Origin of the sequence: Kitasatospora sp. CMC57 (genome assembly GCF_045866025.2) — a bacterium.
Classification (GTDB): Bacteria; Actinomycetota; Actinomycetes; order Streptomycetales; family Streptomycetaceae; genus Kitasatospora.
In genome coordinates, this window is record NZ_AP035881.2 from 5,251,404 (window position 1) to 5,270,155 (window position 18,752).

The window sequence follows — 18,752 nt, forward strand, 5'->3', positions numbered from 1 at the left end:
CAACGGTTCGGTCAAGACCACGACTGCAACCTTTTCTGCATCTTGCTGAAACATTTTGCAGCCGCTAGCGTCCAGCCACCCAATGACGACGAGCCGCCTCAAGGGAGCCCGCAGTGGCCGAAGCCCAGCCCCGCCGCCCACGGAGCACCACCCCCTACCGACGCCCCGGCCGGACCGCCGTACTGATCGCGGCCTCCCTGCTGGCGACCGGGCTGGGGGCGGCCCCGCTGGCGATGGCCGCCCCGGCCGGGCCGCCGTCGGACCGGGCGATGGCCGCGCAGACGGACCGGCACGACTTGACCCGGGAGCAGTTCTACTTCGTCCTGCCGGACCGGTTCGCCAACGGCGATGTGAAGAACGACACCGGCGGTCTGACCGGCACCCGCCTGGAGACCGGCCTCGACCCGGCGGACAAGGGCTTCTACCACGGCGGCGATCTCCAGGGCCTGATAGACAAGCTGGACTACGTCCAGGGCCTGGGCACCACCGCGATCTGGATGGCCCCGCTGTTCAAGAACCGCCCGGTCCAGGGCACCGGGACGGACGCCTCGGCCGGGTACCACGGCTACTGGATCACCGACTTCACCCAGGTCGACCCGCACTTCGGTACCAACGCCCAGCTCAAGGAGCTGATCGCGAAGGCGCACCAGAAGGGCATCAAGGTCTTCTTCGACGTCATCACCAACCACACCGCCGACGTCGTCGACGACACCGAGGGCAAGTACGACTACCGCTCGACCGGCGCCTATCCGACGCTGGACGCGGACGGGAACCCGGTGGACGAGTCCGCCGTGGCCGACGCGGCCGCCCAGTGGCCCAAGATCGGCGCGGACTCGTTCCCCTACACGCCGTCCTTCCGCAGCGAGGCGGACAGGAAGGCCAAGACCCCGTCCTGGCTGAACGACCCCGCGCTCTACCACAACCGGGGCAACTCGACCTTCGTCGGCGAGTCCGCCACCGAGGGTGACTTCTCCGGCCTGGACGACCTGGACACCCAGAACCCCCGGGTGGTCGAGGGCATGAAGCAGATCTACCAGACCTGGGTGAAGGAGAGCGGGGTCGACGGCTTCCGGATCGACACCGTCAAGCACGTCAACCTGGCCTTCTGGTCGCAGTGGGCGCCCGCGCTCAAGCAGTACGCCGCTGAGCGCGGCAACAAGGACTTCTTCATGTTCGGCGAGGTCTACTCCGGCGACCCGTCGATCACCGCGCCGTACGTGACCAAGGGCAAGCTCCAGGCCACCCTGGACTTCGCGTTCCAGGAGAGCGCCCGCAAGTACGTCTCGCAGGGCGGCTCGGCCAAGGCGCTCGCCGAGCTGTACGCCCAGGACTTCCGCTACACCACCGCCGACACCAACGCGTACGAGCTGCCGACCTTCCTCGGCAACCACGACATGGGCCGGTTCGGCAGCTTCCTGCAGAGCGACAACCCGGGGGCCTCGGCCGAGCAGCTGCTGCAGAAGGACCGGTTCGCCAACGAGCTGATGTTCCTGACCCGGGGGCAGCCGGTGGTCTACTACGGCGACGAGCAGGGCTTCACCGGCGCGGGCGGCGACAAGGACGCCCGGCAGGACATGTTCGCCTCGAAGACCGGCTCCTACAACAGCGACACCGTGATCGGCGGCAGCAAGGGACCGGCCGACCGGTACGGCCGGGACGGCGCGCTGTACCAGGGCATCAGCACCCTGGCCGCGCTGCGCAAGGCACACCCGGCGCTGGCCGACGGCGCGCAGGTCGAGCGGTACGCGGCGGACGGCGCGGGCGTGTACGCGTTCTCCCGGATCGACGCCGGGCAGCAGGTCGAGTACCTGGTCGCGGTGAACAACTCGGCCGAGCCGAAGACCGTCACGCTGGACACCTTCTCGGCGGGCATGGAGTTCAGGCAGCTCTACCCGAGCGCCGGGGCGAAGACGGTCAGCGGCGCGGACCGCAAGGTCACCGTGACCGTCCCCGCGTACTCCTCGGTGGTGCACCAGGCGGCGGGGAAGCTCGCCAAGCCGGCCGCCGCGCCCCAACTCACCCTGAAGGCACCGGAGAACGGCTCGACCGGTACGGTCACCGTCGGCGCCGAGGTGCCGGGCGGCGGCTTCAACCGGGTCTCGTTCGCCGCGCAGGTGGGCAACGGCCCCTGGCAGCAGCTCGGTTCGGCCGACAACGGGACGTACCGAGTCACCCAGGACCTGACCGGAGTCGCGCCCGGCACCGTGGTCCGGTACAAGGCGGTGGTCAAGGACTCCGGTGGCAACCTCCGGTCCGCCACCGGGAGTTTCACCACCGGCACCCCCGCTCCCAAGCCCGCGCCGAGCGCCACCTCGCGCCCGTACGCGGTCGTGCACTACCAGCGGAAGAACGCCGACTACGACGGCTGGAACATGTACGCCTGGGGCGACCTGGCCGACGGCGAGTCCACCCCCTGGCCGGACGGGCACGGGTTCACCGGGCGGGACGCCTACGGGGCGTTCGCCTACGTGAAGTTGAAGAGCGGCGCGGCCGACGTCGGCTTCGTGGTGGAGAAGGGTGGCGTGAAGGACGGCGAGGCCGACCGGCACGTCGACCTCGGCACCACCGGGGAGGTCTGGGTCAAGGAGGGCGACCCGAACGTCTACACCAAGAACCCCGACCCGGCCGTCCCGGTGCCCGTGGACAAGGCGGTGATCCACTACTACCGGGCCGACGGCAAGTACGACGGCTGGGGCCTGCACGACTGGACCGGCGCGGCCACGCCGACCGACTGGGGCAACCCGCTGATGCCGGCCCGGAAGGACTCCTACGGCGCCGTCTTCGAGGTGCCGCTGGCGGCGGGGGCGACCAGCCTCAGCTACATCCTGCACAACGGCAACGACAAGGACCTGCCCAACGACCAGTCGCTGGACTTCGCCACCAGCGGGCGGGAGATCTGGATCATCGGCGGCCAGGAGGGCCACCTGCTGCCGCAGGCGGCCGGCAGCTCCGCGCAGCTCGACCTCTCCTCGGCCCGGGCCCAGTGGATCGACGCCAGGACGGTGCTGGTTCCGGCCAACTTCGGTGCGGGGGACAGCGCGCTGGCGGGCGGCACCAGTGCCCAGCTGATCTACGACGCGGACGGCGGCCTCACCGTCGACAAGGGCGTGCTGAACAAGCCGGGCCGGTGGATCCGGCTCAACCCGGGCAGCCTGACGGACGCCCAGAAGGCCAAGTTCCCGCACCTGGCGGGCTACCGGGCCTTCACCGTGGACGCCCGGGACACGGGGCGGGTCACCAAGGCGCTGCGCAGCCAGCTGATCTTCACCGAGCACCTGCCGAGCGGCGCCGCCCTGGCCGCCACCGGCGTGCAGATCCCCGGCGTGCTGGACGACCTCTACGCGGCCAAGGCCGCCAAGGCCCAACTCGGTCCGGTCTACCGGAAGTCCGACGGCTGGGGCTGGTGGGGCGAGGACCGTGAGGTCACCCTGTCGCTCTGGGCGCCGACCGCCACCGAGGTGTCGGTCCAGCTCTTCGACCAGGCCACCGGCGGTACGCCGAGGACCGTGCCGCTGCGCCGGGACGAGGCGACCGGCGTCTGGTCGCTGACCAGGGACGCCGACGAGCTGGACGGCAAGTACTACCTGTACCAGGTCAAGGTCTGGGCGCCGAGCGTCCGGCAGAACGTCACCAACCTGGTCACCGACCCGTACTCGGTGGCACTCTCGGCCGACTCGAAGCGCAGTCTGGTGGCCGACCTGACGGCCCGTGACACCAAGCCGCGCGGCTGGGACGGGCACCGCTCGCCGAACGCCGTTCCGGCCGCCCAGCAGCAGATCCAGGAGCTGCACGTCCGGGACTTCTCCTCGGCGGACGCCACCGTGCCCGTCGCCGAGCGGGGCACCTACAAGGCGTTCACCGAGTCGAAGTCGGCCGGCATGCAGCACCTGCGCGAGCTGGCCCAGGCGGGTGTCACCACCATCCACCTGCTGCCGACCTTCGACATCGCCACCATCAGGGAGAACCGGGCCGACCAGAAGCTGCCCGCCTGCGACCTGAACTCCCTCGCGGCGGACAGCGAGAAGCAGCAGGAGTGCGTGGCCGCCGTGCAGGCCGAGGACGCGTACAACTGGGGCTACGACCCGCTGCACTACACCGTCCCCGAGGGCTCGTACGCCACCGACGCGACCGGCACCGCGCGCACCGTGCAGTTCCGCGAGATGGTGCAGGCGATGCACGAGGCCGGTCTGCGAGTGGTGCTGGACGTGGTCTACAACCACACCGCAGCGGCCGGCCAGGCCGAGCACTCGGTGCTGGACAGGGTGGTGCCCGGCTACTACCAACGGCTCGGCGACGCGGGCGCGGTGACCACCGACAGCTGCTGCGCGGACACCGCGCCGGAGCACGCCATGATGAACAAGCTGGTGGTCGACTCGGTGGTCACCTGGGCGAAGGAGTACCGGGTCGACGGCTTCCGGTTCGACCTGATGGGCCTGGACCCGAAGCAGACCATGGTGGACGTCCAGTCGGCGCTGCGCGGGCTCACCAAGGCGCGCGACGGGGTCGAGGGGAAGGACGTCTTCCTCTACGGCGAGGGCTGGAACTTCGGCGTGGTGGCCAACAACTCCCGTTTCCAGCAGGCCAGTCAGCTGAACATGGCGGGCACCGGAATCGCCACCTTCAACGACCGGGTGCGGGACGCGGCCCGGGGCGGCAACTTCATGCTGAACTCGGCGCCGCAGCAGGGCTTCGCCTCCGGCCTGTACACCGACCCCAACGGGTCGGCGGCGAACGGGACACCGGCCGATCAGAAGGCCCGGCTGCTGCACCAGATGGACCAGATCAAGGTCGGGCTGACCGGCAACCTGGCGGGCTTCGCGTTCACCGACAGCAGCGGGAAGTCCGTCACCGGCGCGGGAGTCGACTACAACGGCTCTCCGACGGGCTACGCGGCCAACCCGGGCGAGGCGGTCGAGTACGTGGACGCGCACGACAACACCGACCTGTTCGACGCGCTGGCCTACAAGCTGCCGACCGCGACCAGCCCGGCCGACCGGGCGCGGATGCAGGCGCTCGGTCTCTCGCTCACCGCGCTGGGCCAGGGGCCCGGCTTCGCGCAGGCCGGCAGCGACCTGCTGCGGTCGAAGTCGCTGGACGCCAACTCCTTCGACTCCGGTGACTGGTTCAACGCGATCCAGTGGGACTGCACCCGGGGCAACGGCTGGGGCCGGGGGCTGCCGATGGCGGCCGACAACAAGGAGATGTGGCCGACGGCCAAGTCCCTGTTGGCCGATCCCCGGTTGACCGTGGGCTGCAACGAGATTCAGGCCACCGGCGCGCAGTACCGGCAGTTCCTCCGGATCAAGCAGTCCTCACCGCTGTTCGCGCTGAACAGCGCGGCCGAGGTGCAGAAGCGGCTGTCCTTCCCGCTGTCGGGCACGGCGGCCGAGGCGGCCGGGGTGATCACCATGCACCTGGACGGCACCGGACTGCGGGGCGCCGAGCAGGGCGTCACCGTGGTGTTCAACGCCACCCCGACCGCCCAGCAGCAGACCGTGGCCGGCCTGAAGGGCACCCGGCAGTCGCTGCACCAGGTGCAGGCGCAGGGGACCGATCCGGTGGTGAAGGGCTCGTCCTTCGACGGCTCCACCGGCACGTTCACCGTTCCGGCCCGCTCGGTGGCGGTGTTCGTCCAGGGCTAGTCCGGCCCGAACAGGACCCAGTGGCTGAAAACAGTCGCCCGGCGGCTTCCGGTGGTGACACCGGAGCCCCGGGCGGCGCTGTTTCCGGGCGGGCGCCAGGGGGGGTGGGGCGGACCGACCGACCGTCCGGGCGGGTGGCAACTGGCGCACTGTTCAGTGCCGATGGGGCGGATGCGAAGGGCGGCCGGGAAGATGACAACCATCATCAGGAGGGTCGGGCGCCCCCGCTGACCTGACCATCCGTCAGGGATTCGCCGCCGGGGTCGGTTATCGGCCAAACCGTGGCATGCATCTGTCATTCATGACCCGTTTGCTGCCACGATTCCCCCGGCTGCAGACGAGCCGGGCCCCAATCCCCCCGCTGCAGCAGTTCCAGCGCAGGCAAGGCGCTACCAAGCACCACTCCTTTGTACGCACCGACCTGGGCCGCGCACCAGTGGCCCGGGGCCCCCGCTGTGCCGCAACCCCGCGGCCAGGTTCTCTCCACCGCTCGTGAACCCCGCGACCGGTCGGAAAAGGAGTCCGCATGTCCCGCTACACCCATGCCCGGGTGACGATGGCCGCCCTCGCGGCCACCACCGCGCTGGTGGTGACCGCACTGCCCACCATGGCGCAGGCGGCCCCCCAGGCCCCCGCACCGGTCAGCCAGATCGCCGCTGACCACGCCCAGCTCCTCTCCGCCGCGAACCAGCAGAGCGCGGGCCTGGCCCAGGCGCTCGGGCTGTCCGGCCAGGAGAAGCTGGTCGCCAAGGACGTCGTGGTCGACACCGACGGCTCCCGCCACCTGCGCTTCGAGCGCACCTTCGGCGGACTGCCGGTGCTCGGTGGCGACATGGTGGTCCACCAGACCGCGGGTGGCGTCACCAAGGGCCTGGACCGGGCCTCCACGGCCTCGCTGGCCGGCGTCTCCACCACCCCGGCTCTGGCCGCGCCGAAGGCGCAGGCCGCCGCGCTCGCCGCCGAGCAGGGATCCAGCCTGGACACCGCGCCGCGCCTGGTCATCTGGGCCGCCCAGGGCGCTCCGACGCTGGCCTGGGAGACCGTGGTCTCGGGCGTCGAGGCGGACGGCACCCCGAGCCGCATGCACGTCGTGACGGACGCTCAGTCCGGCGCGGTGCTGCACAAGTTCGAGGGCATCAAGAAGGGCACCGGCCAGGGTGTCTTCGTCGGCAACGTCACCATCGGCACCACGCTGTCGGGTTCGACGTACTCGATGAAGGACGCGCCCCGCGGTGGGATGTACACCACCAACATGAACAACGGCACCAGCGGTAACGGGACCCTGTTCACCAAGACCAGCGACGCCTGGGGCAACGGCACGGCCAGCAACAAGGAGTCCGCCGCCGTCGACGCGCACTTCGGTGCGGCCGTGACGTGGGACTTCTACAAGAACACCTTCGGCCGCAACGGCATCCGCAACGACGGTGTCGGCGCCTTCAGCCGGGTCCACTACGGCAGCAACTACGTCAACGCCTTCTGGGACGACGGCTGCTTCTGCATGACGTACGGTGACGGTTCGGGCAACACCGCCCCGCTGACCGAGCTGGACGTGGCGGGCCACGAGATGACGCACGGCGTCACCTCCAACACCGCCAACCTGAACTACTCGGGTGAGTCGGGCGGCCTGAACGAGGCCACCTCCGACATCATGGGCAGCATGGTGGAGTTCTACGCGAACCTCCCCTCGGACAACCCCGACTACCTCATCGGCGAGCTCATCGACATCAACGGAAACGGCACGCCGCTCCGTTACATGGACAAGCCCTCGAAGGACGGCTCGTCCAAGGACTCCTGGTACTCCGGCATCGGCAACGTGGACGTCCACTACTCCTCGGGCCCGGCCAACCACTTCTTCTACCTGCTGGCCGAGGGCAGCGGCGCCAAGGTGATCAACGGCGTCAGCTACAACAGCCCGACGACCAACAACATCACCGTCACCGGCATCGGCCGGGACAAGGCCGCCGCGATCTGGTACCGCGCGCTGACCGTCTACATGACCTCCACCACCAACTACGCCGCGGCCCGCACCGCGACCGAGAACGCGGCCAAGGACCTGTACGGCGCGGGCTCGGCCGAGGTCACCGCGGTCGGCACCGCGTGGGCCGGGGTCAGCGTCGGCAGCGTGCCGACCAACCCGGGCACCGTGACCGTCACCAACCCGGGCAACCAGTCCACCAAGATCAACACCGCGGTGAGCCTCCAGATCAGCGCGGCCGGCGGTACCGCCCCGCGCACCTTCACCGCCACCGGCCTTCCGGCCGGCCTGTCGATCTCGTCCTCGGGCCTGATCACCGGCACGCCGACCGCACTCGGCACCTCGAACGTGACCGTGACCGCGAAGGACGCCGCCAACGCCACGGGCACGACCAGCTTCACCTGGACCGTCACCGACACCAGCAGCACCTGCACCCCGGCGCAGCTGCTCGGCAACGCGGGCTTCGAGTCCGGTGCCACCGTCTGGACCACCACGTCCGGCGTGATCGACAACGGCACCAGCAAGCCGGCCCGCACCGGCTCGTACAAGGCCTGGCTGAACGGTTACGGCTCCGCCCACACCGACAGCGCCAGCCAGACCGTCACCATCCCGACCGGCTGCAAGGCGACCCTCGGGTTCTACCTGAAGATCGACACCGCCGAGACCGGCACCACCGCGTACGACAAGCTCACCGTGACGGTGAACGGCACCGCGCTGAAGACCTACTCCAACGTGGACGCGGGCTCCAGCTACACCCTGCGCACCTTCGACCTCTCGGCCTACGCCGGCCAGAGCGTCACCCTGAAGTTCAACGGTGTCGAGGACTCGTCCCTCGCCACCAGCTTCCTGATCGACGACACCTCGATCACCACCAGCTGACCCAGCGTCGGTAAGTGACTCCGGGCCCCCGCCTGCCACGTGCAGCCGGGGGCCCGGCCATGTCGTCCACGTGGTGAGATGTTCGAAACCACCCGGCAACACGAAACGCGGCCGAAACACGGCCGTCCGCAACCGGTAATCCGGCCCGTCCAGACTCCCTCCCACCAGCGCACACACCCCACCCACGGTGCGCGGTTCGGGAAGGCTCCACATGCTCCTCGCTGACACCACCGCCGGACTCGACACCGGTGACACCGCCTGGCTGCTGGCCAGCACCGCGCTGGTCCTGCTGATGACTCCTGGGCTGGCGCTGTTCTACGGCGGCATGGTCCGCACCAAGAGCGCGCTCAACATGATCATGATGAGCTTCGTCTCGATCGCGGTGGTCACCGTGATCTGGCTGCTGGCCGGGTACTCGCTCGCCTTCGGGCCCGATCTCGGCGGCCTCGGTCTGATCGGCGGCCTCGACCACCTCGGGATGGCCGGGATCACCCCCGCCTCGCTGACCGGCCGGGTGCCCACGCTACTGTTCGCCACCTTCCAGCTGACCTTCGCGATCATCACGGCGGCGCTGATCAGCGGCGCCGTGGCGGACCGGGCCAAGTTCGGCGCCTGGGTGCTCTTCACGGCGGTCTGGACGCTGCTGGTCTACGTTCCGGTCGCGCACTGGGTGTTCGCCCCCGGCGGCTGGATCCTGTCCCGGCTCGGCGCGCTGGACTTCGCCGGCGGCCTGGTGGTCGAGATCAACTGCGGCGCCAGCGGGCTGGCCCTGGCGCTGGTGCTTGGCCCGCGGCTCGGCTTCAAGAAGGAGGCCATGCGGCCGCACAACCTGCCGTTGGTGCTGCTCGGCGCGGGCCTGCTCTGGTTCGGCTGGTTCGGCTTCAACGCGGGCTCCGCACTGGGCGCCAACGGCACCGCTGCCGCCGTCCTGCTGAACACCCAGGCGGCCGGCTGCACCGGCCTGCTCGGCTGGCTGCTGGTGGAGAAGAAGCGCGACGGTCACGCCACCACGCTCGGCGCCGCCTCCGGTGCGGTGGCCGGACTGGTCGCCATCACTCCGTCCTGCGGCAGCGTGGACCTGCTCGGCGCGCTGGTGATCGGCCTGGCGGCCGGGGTGGTCTGCTGCTACGCGGTCAGCTGGAAGTTCCGCTTCGGGTACGACGACTCGTTGGACGTGGTCGGCGTGCACCTGGTCGCCGGGGTGATCGGCACGGTGCTGATCGGCGTCTTCGCCTCGGCCGTGATGACGGGCGGTGCCACCGGTCTGCTGCACGGCGGGTTCGCCCAGATCGGCAGGCAGCTGCTCGCGGTGCTGGTGGTGGGCGGCTACGCGTTCGGCGTCACGTACGGGATCGGCAAGGTGATCGACCGGGTGATGGGCTTCCGCGCCCCGGCCGAGCACGAACTGACCGGACTGGACCTCGCCGTGCACGCCGAGACCGCGTACGATCACGGCGTCCTGGGCCACGGCAGCGCCGCGTCCCACGCCCCCACTGCTGTGAAGGCCCCCGTCGCATGAAGCTGATCACCGCCGTCGTCAAGCCGTTCAAGCTGGACGAGGTCAAGAACGCGCTCCAGGCTCACGGCGTGCACGGTCTGACCGTCACCGAGGCCAGTGGGTACGGCCGGCAGCGCGGCCACACCGAGGTGTACCGGGGCGCGGAGTACACCGTCGACCTGGTGCCCAAGGTCCGGATAGAGGTCGTGGTCGAGGACGAGGAGGCCGACGTGGTGCTGGACGCCATCGTCGAGGCCGCCCGCACCGGCAGGATCGGCGACGGCAAGGTCTGGGTGGTGCCGGTGGAGACCATCGTCCGCGTCCGGACCGGGGAGCGCGGCCCGGACGCGGTCTGACGACCGGTCAGCCGTGCGCCCCGAGTCCGGCGGCGAGCCTCCGGCCCTGCTCGGTGGTGGTGTGCTCCACCGTCAGCTGCCAGGCGGGACTCGACGCCACCTTCTCCAGGAGTCCCGTGCCGAGCGGGGGTTCGGGACGAGTGGCCCCGCTCGCGGTAGCGGACAGGCCGTTGGCGGCCGATATCCAGACGTGCACCCCGTCGGGGCGGAACGCGTGCACGCTGATGCTGTACACGTGACCGCGGCCGTCACCGCTGCCGAGGGTCTGCAGCTTCGTCCCGTCGGGCAGCACGCGGGTCGTGCAGCTCGGTGCCGACACGACCTGGCTCCGGTGGCCCTGGTAGCCGTCGCAGCTCAGATCGGGGGCCGGGACCTGGGTCGGCTGGATGCCGACCTCGAGCTCCGAGGCCCCGCTGCCGTCGTCGTACACCACGCCGAGCTGGGAGGGCAGACCGGACGCGGCGAGTCGGCCGGACCGGCCGACGAAGTCGGTCAGCTTTCCGTCGGGCGGCAGGACGCCGGACAGGATCTGCAGCATCGCCTCCGGGGTCACCGGTTCGAGAGTGGACGACGGCGCAGTGACGTCGGCCGGAGCGGACGCCACGGCCTGCCGGGCGGTGTCGCCGCCGGGCCACCACCGGACGGCCGTACCGGTGGCGGCGAGGGCGGTCACGGTCAGGGCCGCGCCGGCGATCCGCAGGCGTCGGCGCAGCCTCAGCTTCCGGCCGAGGTGTTGGCTGCCGGTCACCAGTTCGGCCACCGGCGGGTCGATGCCTGGCACCGCATCGTCGAACAGTCTCTCCAGTACCGGGTCGCGCTCCATGTCACTCCTCCTGGTTGTCGGTTGCCGGTTCACGGGCGGAGCAGGAGTTCGCGGTCGTCGCCGAGGATGTCCCTGAGCTTGGCTAGCGACCGGGTGGTCAGGCTCTTCACCGCGCTCGGCGAGACCTCCAGCAGCTCGGCGACCGCCTCGACACTGTGGTCCTCCAGGTACCGGAGCACCACCACCGCCCTGTTCCTGGGAGGCAGTTGCGACAGTGCCGCGACCAGCGTCAGCCGCAGGTCGGAGCCGGCGCCGCCCGTGGCGGTCCGCTCCGGCAGCTCGGCCGAGACGATCTCGCCGGAGCGGCGGAGCCGACGCTGCGAGAGGTACATGCGCAGCAGTACCTTCCGTGCGTAGGCGTCCAGCCCCGGTTCGTCCCGGCCGCGCCGCAGCCGTCCCCAGACCGTGAACATCTTGGCGAGGGTGGTCTGCACCAGGTCCTGTGCCTGGTGCCAGTCCCCGCACATCAGATACGCGATCTGGAAGAGCCGCCCGGCCCTGGTACTCGCGAACTCCTCGAACTCCATACCCCGCCCCGACCGGTCGTTCCTGCTGACGTCACCAGTACCGACGCTCCGAGAGCCGAAGAGGTATCACGGGCTCCGAGGTCAGGCCCGGGCCAGGTACCCGTTGTCGATCAGCCACAGGACGTTCAGCCGGGCCGGGGCGCCGGGCACGTGCCGGGCGTCCAGCTGGAACTGCCAGCCGTGGCCGGGCTGGCCGAACCACGGCGCGATCGGGCCGGCGTCCACGGTGAACGGCCGGACCACCTTGTACACGTGGTAGTTGCAGGTGGCGGCGGGCTCGCTGTCCAGCGACTGCGGCGGGATCGCCCGGGTGGCGTACGGGAGGCCCTCGGGGGCGAGGAAGGAGCCGTACTCGCTGCCGTAGCGGTCGATCCGCTGGCCGGAGCCCAGGGTCTGCTGGATCTCCAGCGGGGTGCCGTCGGGCGTCGTGACGTAGCCGTCGGCGGGCGGGTAGCGCCAGGAGTTGGCGGTGGCGTCGTAGTAACGGTCCAGGAACTCCTGCTCGGTCAGGCCGCCGGTGCGCTGGTAGCCCCAGAGCTGGCGGCCGACCGGGCCGGTGCGGGGGAGCTGTTCGGGGCCCAGGCGGCGGTCGCCGTGGAAGTCGGCGGTCGAGCACTCCGAGGTGGTGACGGCGGCGGCGGTGTCGACCAGGACGGTGCCGGTGAGCAGGGTGGCGGTCATGCCGATGGCGGCGAGGGCCTGACGAATCCTCATGCGGGCTTGCTCCAAGGGTGATCGGACGGACACGGAACGTGATCATCGAAGCGGCGGGGGAGCTTCCGCGTCAACCGGGACACGTGGATCCGGCCGAGAGTCGACCAGGGTGACCGATCTGTTGCCTTGAGGTGTCTTGACGGCGGGTCGGGGTCGCCATAAGTTCAGCGCGTTGCAAGTTTCCAGCAAGTTTCAGTGGTCTTGCAGCAAGAGGTCATCGCTCACGCTGACGGTGCATCACCGGCGCGTCCCCGGAGCGGGATCGGCACCCCACGCGGCCGTCCCGGCTCCGCCCCACCCCTGCCGTGCCCACCCGCGCCTGCGCGGGTGAACCAGGCTGCCCACCCAGCCCCCCTGGAGACACCGTGGTCACCACTTCCCCCCGCCGCCGCGCGGTCGGCGCGGCCGCCGCCTCGGCCGCCCTCGCGCTCTCGATCGGCACCGGCCTCTCGATCGCGCCGACCGCCCAGGCCACCCCGCCGGGCACCAAGGACGTCACCGCCACCCTGTTCGAGTGGCGCTTCGACTCCGTCGCCAAGGCCTGCACCGACACCCTCGGCCCGAAGGGTTACGGCTACGTCGAGGTCTCACCGCCCCAGGAGCACATCCAGGGCAGCCAGTGGTGGACCTCCTACCAGCCCGTCAGCTACAAGATCGCCGGACGGCTCGGCGACCGGACGGCGTTCCAGTCGATGGTCAACACCTGCCACGCCGCAGGCGTCAAGGTGATCGCCGACTCGGTGATCAACCACATGTCGGCCGGCGCCGGCACCGGCACCGGCGGCACCAACTACACCAAGTACAACTACCCCGGCTACTACGGGGACCAGGACTTCCACTCCTGCCGAACGGCGATCAGCAACTACGGCGACCGCTCCAACGTGCAGAACTGCGAGCTGGTCAACCTCTCCGACCTCGACACCGGCTCCGCGTACGTCCAGCAGACCATCGCCAACTACCTGAGCGACCTGCTCTCGCTGGGCGCCGACGGCTTCCGGATCGACGCAGCCAAGCACATGGCCGCCACCGACCTGGCCGGCATCAAGGCGAAGATGACCAACCCGAACGCCTACTGGGTGACCGAGGTCATCTACGGCGCGGGCGAGGCGGTCCAGCCCTCGGAGTACACCGGCCTCGGGGACGTGGACGAGTTCCGCTCCGCGACCTGGCTGAAGAGCGCCTTCAACGGCGGGAAGATCTCAGACCTCAGCACCTGGGGCAGCGGCCTGCTGGGCGGCTCGCAGGCCCGTACCTTCGTCGACAACTGGGACACCGAACGCAACGGCTCGACCCTCAACTACAAGTACGGCTCCGCCTACACGCTGGCCAACGTCTTCCTGCTGGCCCACCCGTACGGCTCGCCGAACGTCTACTCCGGCTACGCCTTCGACAACAACGACGCCGGACCGCCGAACGGCGGCACCGTCAACGCCTGCTACAGCGACGGCTGGAACTGCACCCACGCCTGGCGCCCGGTGGCCAACATGGTCGGCTTCCGGAACGCGGTGAGCGGTACCGGCATCACCAACTGGTGGTCCAACGGCAACAACGCGATCGGCTTCGGCCGAGGCGACAAGGGCTATGTGGCGATCAACCGGGAGAGCGGTGCGGTCACCCAGACCTTCCAGACCTCGCTGCCGGCCGGTGTCTACTGCGACGTCGAGCACGGTGACTTCGTGAACGGGAGCTGCTCCGGGGTGACGTACACGGTCGGCTCGGACGGGAAGTTCACCGCCACCGTGGGCGCAGGCGACTCGGTCGCGCTGCACGTCGACGCCAAGGGCGGCGCGACCGTGACGCCGAGCCCCACCCCGACCGGCACCAACTCGGCCACCGTCTTCTACAGCACGAACAAGGGCTGGTCGGCGTACGACCTGCACTACGCCCCCACCGGCGGCAGCTGGACCACCGCGCCCGGCGTCACGATGGACGCAGCCTGTACCGGGTGGGTGAAGAAGACCGTCGCCCTCGGCAGCGCCACCGGCCTGGCCGCCACCTTCAACAACGGCTCCGGCACCTGGGACAACAACAACGGCGCCAACTACGCCCTGGGCACCGGCAACGTCACCGTCAAGGACGGCGTGATCGGCAGCGGCGACCCGTGCGCCACGGCCACCGCCTCGCCGACCGCCGCCACCTCGGGCGCGTCCTTCGCGGTGAACGCCACCACGACGACCGGCCAGAACATCTACGTGGTCGGCAACAACGCCGCCCTCGGCGCCTGGGACCCGGCCGCCGCCCTGCTGCTCTCCTCGGCGAGCTACCCGGTCTGGAAGCTCGACGTCACGCTGCCTGCCGGCACCGCGTTCGAGTACAAGTACGTCCGCAAGGACGCCGGCGGTGCGGTGACCTGGGAGAGCGGCGCCAACCGCACCGCCACCGTCCCGGCGAGCGGCAAGGTCACCCTGAACGACACCTGGCGGAGCTGAGCCCGGCCCGACCCCGACCGGCCGGCCGCTCCCACCCCAGCGCACGGGGAGGGAGCGGCCGGTCACTGCTGTCCGAGCGGTACCCCGACCGAGAGGGGAGCGACCGGCTCAGCCGCGGCCGATGTACGGCATGGTGGTGGCCAGCACGGTGGCGAACTGGACGTTGGCCTCCAGGGGGAGTTCGGCCATGTGGCGGACGGTGCGGGCCACGTCGGCGACGTCCATGGTGGGTTCGGCGGCGATCCGGCCGTCGGCCTGGGGAACGCCGGTGGACATCGCGGCGGTCATGTCGGTGGCGGCGTTGCCGATGTCGATCTGGCCGCAGGCGATCCGGTACGGGCGGCCGTCCAGGGAGAGGGACTTGGTCAGCCCGGTGACGGCGTGCTTGGTGGCGGTGTAGGCAATGCTGCCCGGGCGCGGGGCGTGGGCGGAGATCGAGCCGTTGTTGATGATCCGTCCGCCCTGCGGGTACTGACGCTTCATCAGGCGGAAGGCGGCCTGCGCGCAGAGGAAGGCACCCGTCAGGTTGAGGTCCACCACCGCGCGCCAGTCGGCGACGGTGAGGTCCTCCAGCGGGACCGAGGGGCCGAAGGTGCCCGCGTTGTTGAAGAGCAGGTCGATCCGCGCGAAGTGCTCGGCGGCGGTGGCGAACATCGCGTCCACGGCGGCCGGATCGGTCACGTCGGTGGGGACGGCGAGCGCGCCGGGGCCGGCCTCGGCGGCGACCGCGTCGAGCGGTTCGGCCCGGCGTCCGGCCAGCATCAGCCGCCAGCCGTGGGCGGCCAGTTCCAGGGCGACCGCGCGGCCCACACCGCTGCCTGCTCCGGTGACGACGGCGACCTGCTGCGACATCTGCTGCACCCCTCGACTGGGACCCGCCTCGACCGGGACGGACCCCTCGATGATCGCGCACGGACGGACCGGCCGTCATCTGTCGGAGCGTCCAGCAGTCGGACGGAACGGAGGCCCCCGGCTGATGGGAAGGACCGGGAGCGGGCCCGGGAGGGGTGGCTCCGCCGACGGAGCTGAGCGATCAGCCTCGCTAAGGTGTCCGGCAGGAGGCAGTCATCGTGGAGAACCGGAACGGCCGGCCGCAGGGCCTGGTCACGGCAGGACAGCGGGCCCAGCTGATGCGGCAGGGCAACGCTTCCGCGGTGCTGCGCGCCGTACTCGCCCACGGCCCGGTCTCGCGGGCCGAGATCGCCCGGCACACCGGACTGTCCGCGCCCAGCGTCACCAAACTCACCGCCTCCCTGATCGAGGTGGAGCTGCTCAACGAGCTCGCGCCGATGGAGCCGACCCAGGGCCGCCCCCGCGTGCCGCTCCGGGTGGACGGCGACCGGATCGTGGCGCTCGGCCTGCACATCGGCCTGCTGCGGACCACCTTCGGCCTGGTGGGTCTGGACGGCAGCGTGATCGCTGAGCGCGAACTCCCGCACCACGGACTGCCCGACCTCTCGCCCGCCACGATCACCGAGCAGGCCGTCCGCGCCGTCCGGACCTTCCTGGCCGAGAGGCTGGACGGCCGCCGCCTGGTCGGCACCGGCGTCAGCATCGGCGGCTGGGTGGACGGCGCCAGGGGCAGGGTGGTCGAGCACGGCCCGCTCGGCTGGCGGGACGTCAACCTGCCCTCCCTGCTGGCCGACCGCCTGCCGGGACCGCTGGTGCTGGAACAGACCGTCCGCGCCATCGCCCGGGCCGAACTGTGGTTCGGCGCGGGCCGCGAGGTCGACGACTTCGTCCTGGTCATGATCGGCAACGTGCTGGGCGCCGCGATCGTGGTCGACCGCACCGTGCACCGGGGCCCGGGCGCGGCGGCCGGTGCGATCGAGCACCTGCTCGCCACCGACGACCCCGGGCAGCGCTGCCCGGTCTGCGGCGCGGGCTGCCTGAACGCCACCGCCTCCGACACCGCCCTGGTGGCCAGGGCCCGCGAACTCGGAGTGATCCCGGACGACCCGGCGGACGGTGCCGCGCTCGCCCTGGAACGGCTGGTCGCGGCGGCCCGCCCGGCCGGCTCGGGCACCGGCGACGAGCAGGCGCAGGAGCTGCTGCGCACCCGGGCCCGCCGGGTCGGGCGCGCGGTCGCCACCATCGTGGACCTGATCAACCCCAGCCGGGTGGTGCTGGCGGGCGGCATCCTGGTCGCTGACGAGTACCTGGACGAGCTGCGCACCGAGGTCGGCCGCCGCAGCCACCGGGGCCTGGCCGTCGCCGATGACATCGTCCCTGCGGTGTTCGGCGCCAGGACGCTGGTGCGCTCCTCGGCGGTGCCGGTACTGGAGCGGGTGATCACCGAGCCGTTCACGGCGCTCGGGATGCTTTAGGGTCTGTCCGGCGGATCGTGCGGGGCGGGCGATGCCGGGCCGGCCGCGCCGGCGGCTGGTGCCACCGCCCGGCTGAACGCACGGCCGAGTACGACCCGGCACGAGGCCGACTGGGCGCACGCCCAGCTGGGCTCCCGACGCCGAACGCCCCACGGCGTCAGCCGCACGTGGCACAGCCGGCAGGATCGCCCGGAGGGCCTGGGCACGCTGTGAGAGTGGTCACGGAGCCGGTGCCCGATGCCGGGTGCGGGGTGCCCGCCGGGTGGACCGGCCCGTCGACCGGCGGGGGCCGACCCCCGTCGGACGGCGGGATCTCGCCGGTCGGGGGCGGAAGATCGCAACCGCCCTTCCCCGAGCAGGCGTCGTAGGATTCCGGACGGCGCGTTCGAACCCTCGGGTCGACGGCGCTGACCTGGGCCGGTACCTCTGGTGCACCGGCCCCGGCCTCACCTCGGGGCCACGTCCTGGCCGGTCCGCCCGGACGAGAGACCGGTCGGAGAGAGACCTTGCCGCTCAAGCGCAGCCGTACCGCCCTGTCCGCCGTGAGCGTGCTCGCGCTGGCCCTCGGCCTGGCGGCCTGCGGGAGCGAGGCCGCCAGCCCCGGTTCGGACCGGCAGGCGGCCGACGGTGCCAAGGCGCCCTCCGCAGCGCAGAGCAGCACCCCGCCGAAGCCCACCAAGGTGCTCATGCCGACCGGTCCGGCGGCCGACCTCAAGAAGGCCAGGGACACCGCCGCCGGGCCGATCATGATGACCACGGTGACCGGCCCGAAGTCCGGGGTCAGCGGAAAGGTCTGGGTCTGGCTGCCGCCGGAGTACAACGACCCGAAGTACGCCAAGACGGGCTTCCCGGTGCTCACCCTGTACGCGGGCGGCCAGAGCGCGGGCTACAACACCTGGACCGACAACCAGCTGCCGATCGAGGAGATCGGGGCGGACATGTCCAAGCAGGGCAAGGCGCACCCGTTCATCATGGTGATGCCGGTGCAGAACCTGGACTCCAACGAGGCCAAGGCGCTGGAGTGCAGCGACATCCCGGGCCAGCCGAAGATCGGCACCTGGATGGCGCAGGACATCCCCGACTTCGTCCGCGCCAACTTCCGTACCGTCAAGGGCCGGGACGGCTGGGGTCTGATGGGCGCCTCGACCGGCGCGTTCTGCAGCGCCAAGCTGGCGCTCCAGCACCCGGACGTGTTCAAGGCCGCGGTACCGATCGACGGCTACTTCAACCCCGACTCCCCGCTCTGGAAGGGCCATGACGCGGAGCGCCTCGCCAACAGCCCCGACGAGCTGATCGGCAAGGGCGCCGACGTCCGGATGCTGGCCACCGCGGGCGGCGCCAACGCGTACGAGATCAAGCTAGTCAAGAAGTGGGTGGCCAAGCCGGTCGCGCCGACCACCGTCGAGTACTACGAGCAGCCCGGCGGCAAGCACCTCACCTCGGACTTCAAGAAGATGATCCCGGTGACCCTGGAGTGGCTGACCAAGAACCTGGCCGGGCCGGAGGCCGACTGACCCGGGGAGGGCGGCGGCAGGACGCTGACCTGCGCGTCAATCAGACATTGATTCGACTCTGATGGTCT

At 70.8% G+C, this 18,752-nt stretch carries 11 protein-coding genes; 7 read left to right on the forward strand and 4 right to left on the reverse strand.

Annotation, left to right across the window (positions count from 1 at the left end; translation table 11 throughout):
* The first annotated feature begins 113 nt into the window (after positions 1–113).
* The 4 genes from pulA (at position 114) to ACKUU6_RS23645 (ending at position 10,350) form a co-directional block, all read left to right on the forward strand.
* Positions 114–5,642, forward strand: a complete 5,529-nt coding sequence (pulA, locus tag ACKUU6_RS23630) for a pullulanase-type alpha-1,6-glucosidase (RefSeq protein WP_407990561.1) — start codon at positions 114–116, stop codon at positions 5,640–5,642.
* Between the two features lie 526 nt (positions 5,643–6,168).
* Complete coding sequence (locus ACKUU6_RS23635) at positions 6,169–8,496, forward strand: M4 family metallopeptidase (protein ID WP_407990562.1); 2,328 nt, start codon at positions 6,169–6,171, stop codon at positions 8,494–8,496.
* 211 nt (positions 8,497–8,707) lie between these two features.
* Entirely contained in the window at positions 8,708–10,015 is a 1,308-nt protein-coding gene (locus tag ACKUU6_RS23640) for an ammonium transporter (protein ID WP_407990563.1), read from the forward strand.
* Entirely contained in the window at positions 10,012–10,350 is a 339-nt protein-coding gene (locus tag ACKUU6_RS23645) for a P-II family nitrogen regulator (RefSeq protein ID WP_407990564.1), read from the forward strand. Before ACKUU6_RS23640 ends, ACKUU6_RS23645 begins: the two co-directional genes overlap by 4 nt.
* Positions 10,351–10,357: 7 nt before the next feature.
* Here the strand turns inward: ACKUU6_RS23645 and ACKUU6_RS23650 are convergent, their stop codons facing one another.
* The 3 genes from ACKUU6_RS23650 to ACKUU6_RS23660 all read right to left on the reverse strand — a co-directional run bounded on the left by ACKUU6_RS23650 (position 10,358) and on the right by ACKUU6_RS23660 (position 12,414).
* Entirely contained in the window at positions 10,358–11,173 is an 816-nt protein-coding gene (locus ACKUU6_RS23650; RefSeq protein WP_407990565.1) for a hypothetical protein, read from the reverse strand.
* A gap of 29 nt (positions 11,174–11,202) precedes the next feature.
* Positions 11,203–11,700 (reverse strand): SigE family RNA polymerase sigma factor, encoded by a 498-nt coding sequence (locus ACKUU6_RS23655; protein WP_407990566.1) that lies wholly within the window; start codon positions 11,698–11,700, stop codon positions 11,203–11,205.
* A gap of 81 nt (positions 11,701–11,781) precedes the next feature.
* Positions 11,782–12,414: a TNT domain-containing protein gene (locus ACKUU6_RS23660; RefSeq protein ID WP_407990567.1), complete on the reverse strand. Its 633-nt coding sequence runs from the start codon at positions 12,412–12,414 to the stop codon at positions 11,782–11,784.
* Positions 12,415–12,779: 365 nt separating this feature from the next.
* Here ACKUU6_RS23660 and ACKUU6_RS23665 point away from each other — a divergent pair, with 365 nt between their 5' ends.
* A complete protein-coding gene (locus ACKUU6_RS23665; protein ID WP_407990568.1) occupies positions 12,780–14,843 on the forward strand; it encodes a carbohydrate binding domain-containing protein in 2,064 nt (687 codons plus the stop codon).
* A gap of 108 nt (positions 14,844–14,951) precedes the next feature.
* Here the strand turns inward: ACKUU6_RS23665 and ACKUU6_RS23670 are convergent, their stop codons facing one another.
* Positions 14,952–15,695, reverse strand: coding sequence for an SDR family oxidoreductase (locus tag ACKUU6_RS23670; RefSeq protein ID WP_407990569.1), 744 nt, complete (start codon positions 15,693–15,695; stop codon positions 14,952–14,954).
* Positions 15,696–15,913: 218 nt separating this feature from the next.
* Between ACKUU6_RS23670 and ACKUU6_RS23675 the strand changes: the two genes are divergently transcribed.
* Both ACKUU6_RS23675 and ACKUU6_RS23680 read left to right on the forward strand, forming a co-directional pair.
* Positions 15,914–17,170: an ROK family transcriptional regulator gene (locus tag ACKUU6_RS23675; RefSeq protein WP_407990570.1), complete on the forward strand. Its 1,257-nt coding sequence runs from the start codon at positions 15,914–15,916 to the stop codon at positions 17,168–17,170.
* A gap of 506 nt (positions 17,171–17,676) precedes the next feature.
* Positions 17,677–18,684, forward strand: coding sequence for an alpha/beta hydrolase (locus ACKUU6_RS23680; RefSeq protein WP_407990571.1), 1,008 nt, complete (start codon positions 17,677–17,679; stop codon positions 18,682–18,684).
* Positions 18,685–18,752 lie beyond the last annotated feature (68 nt).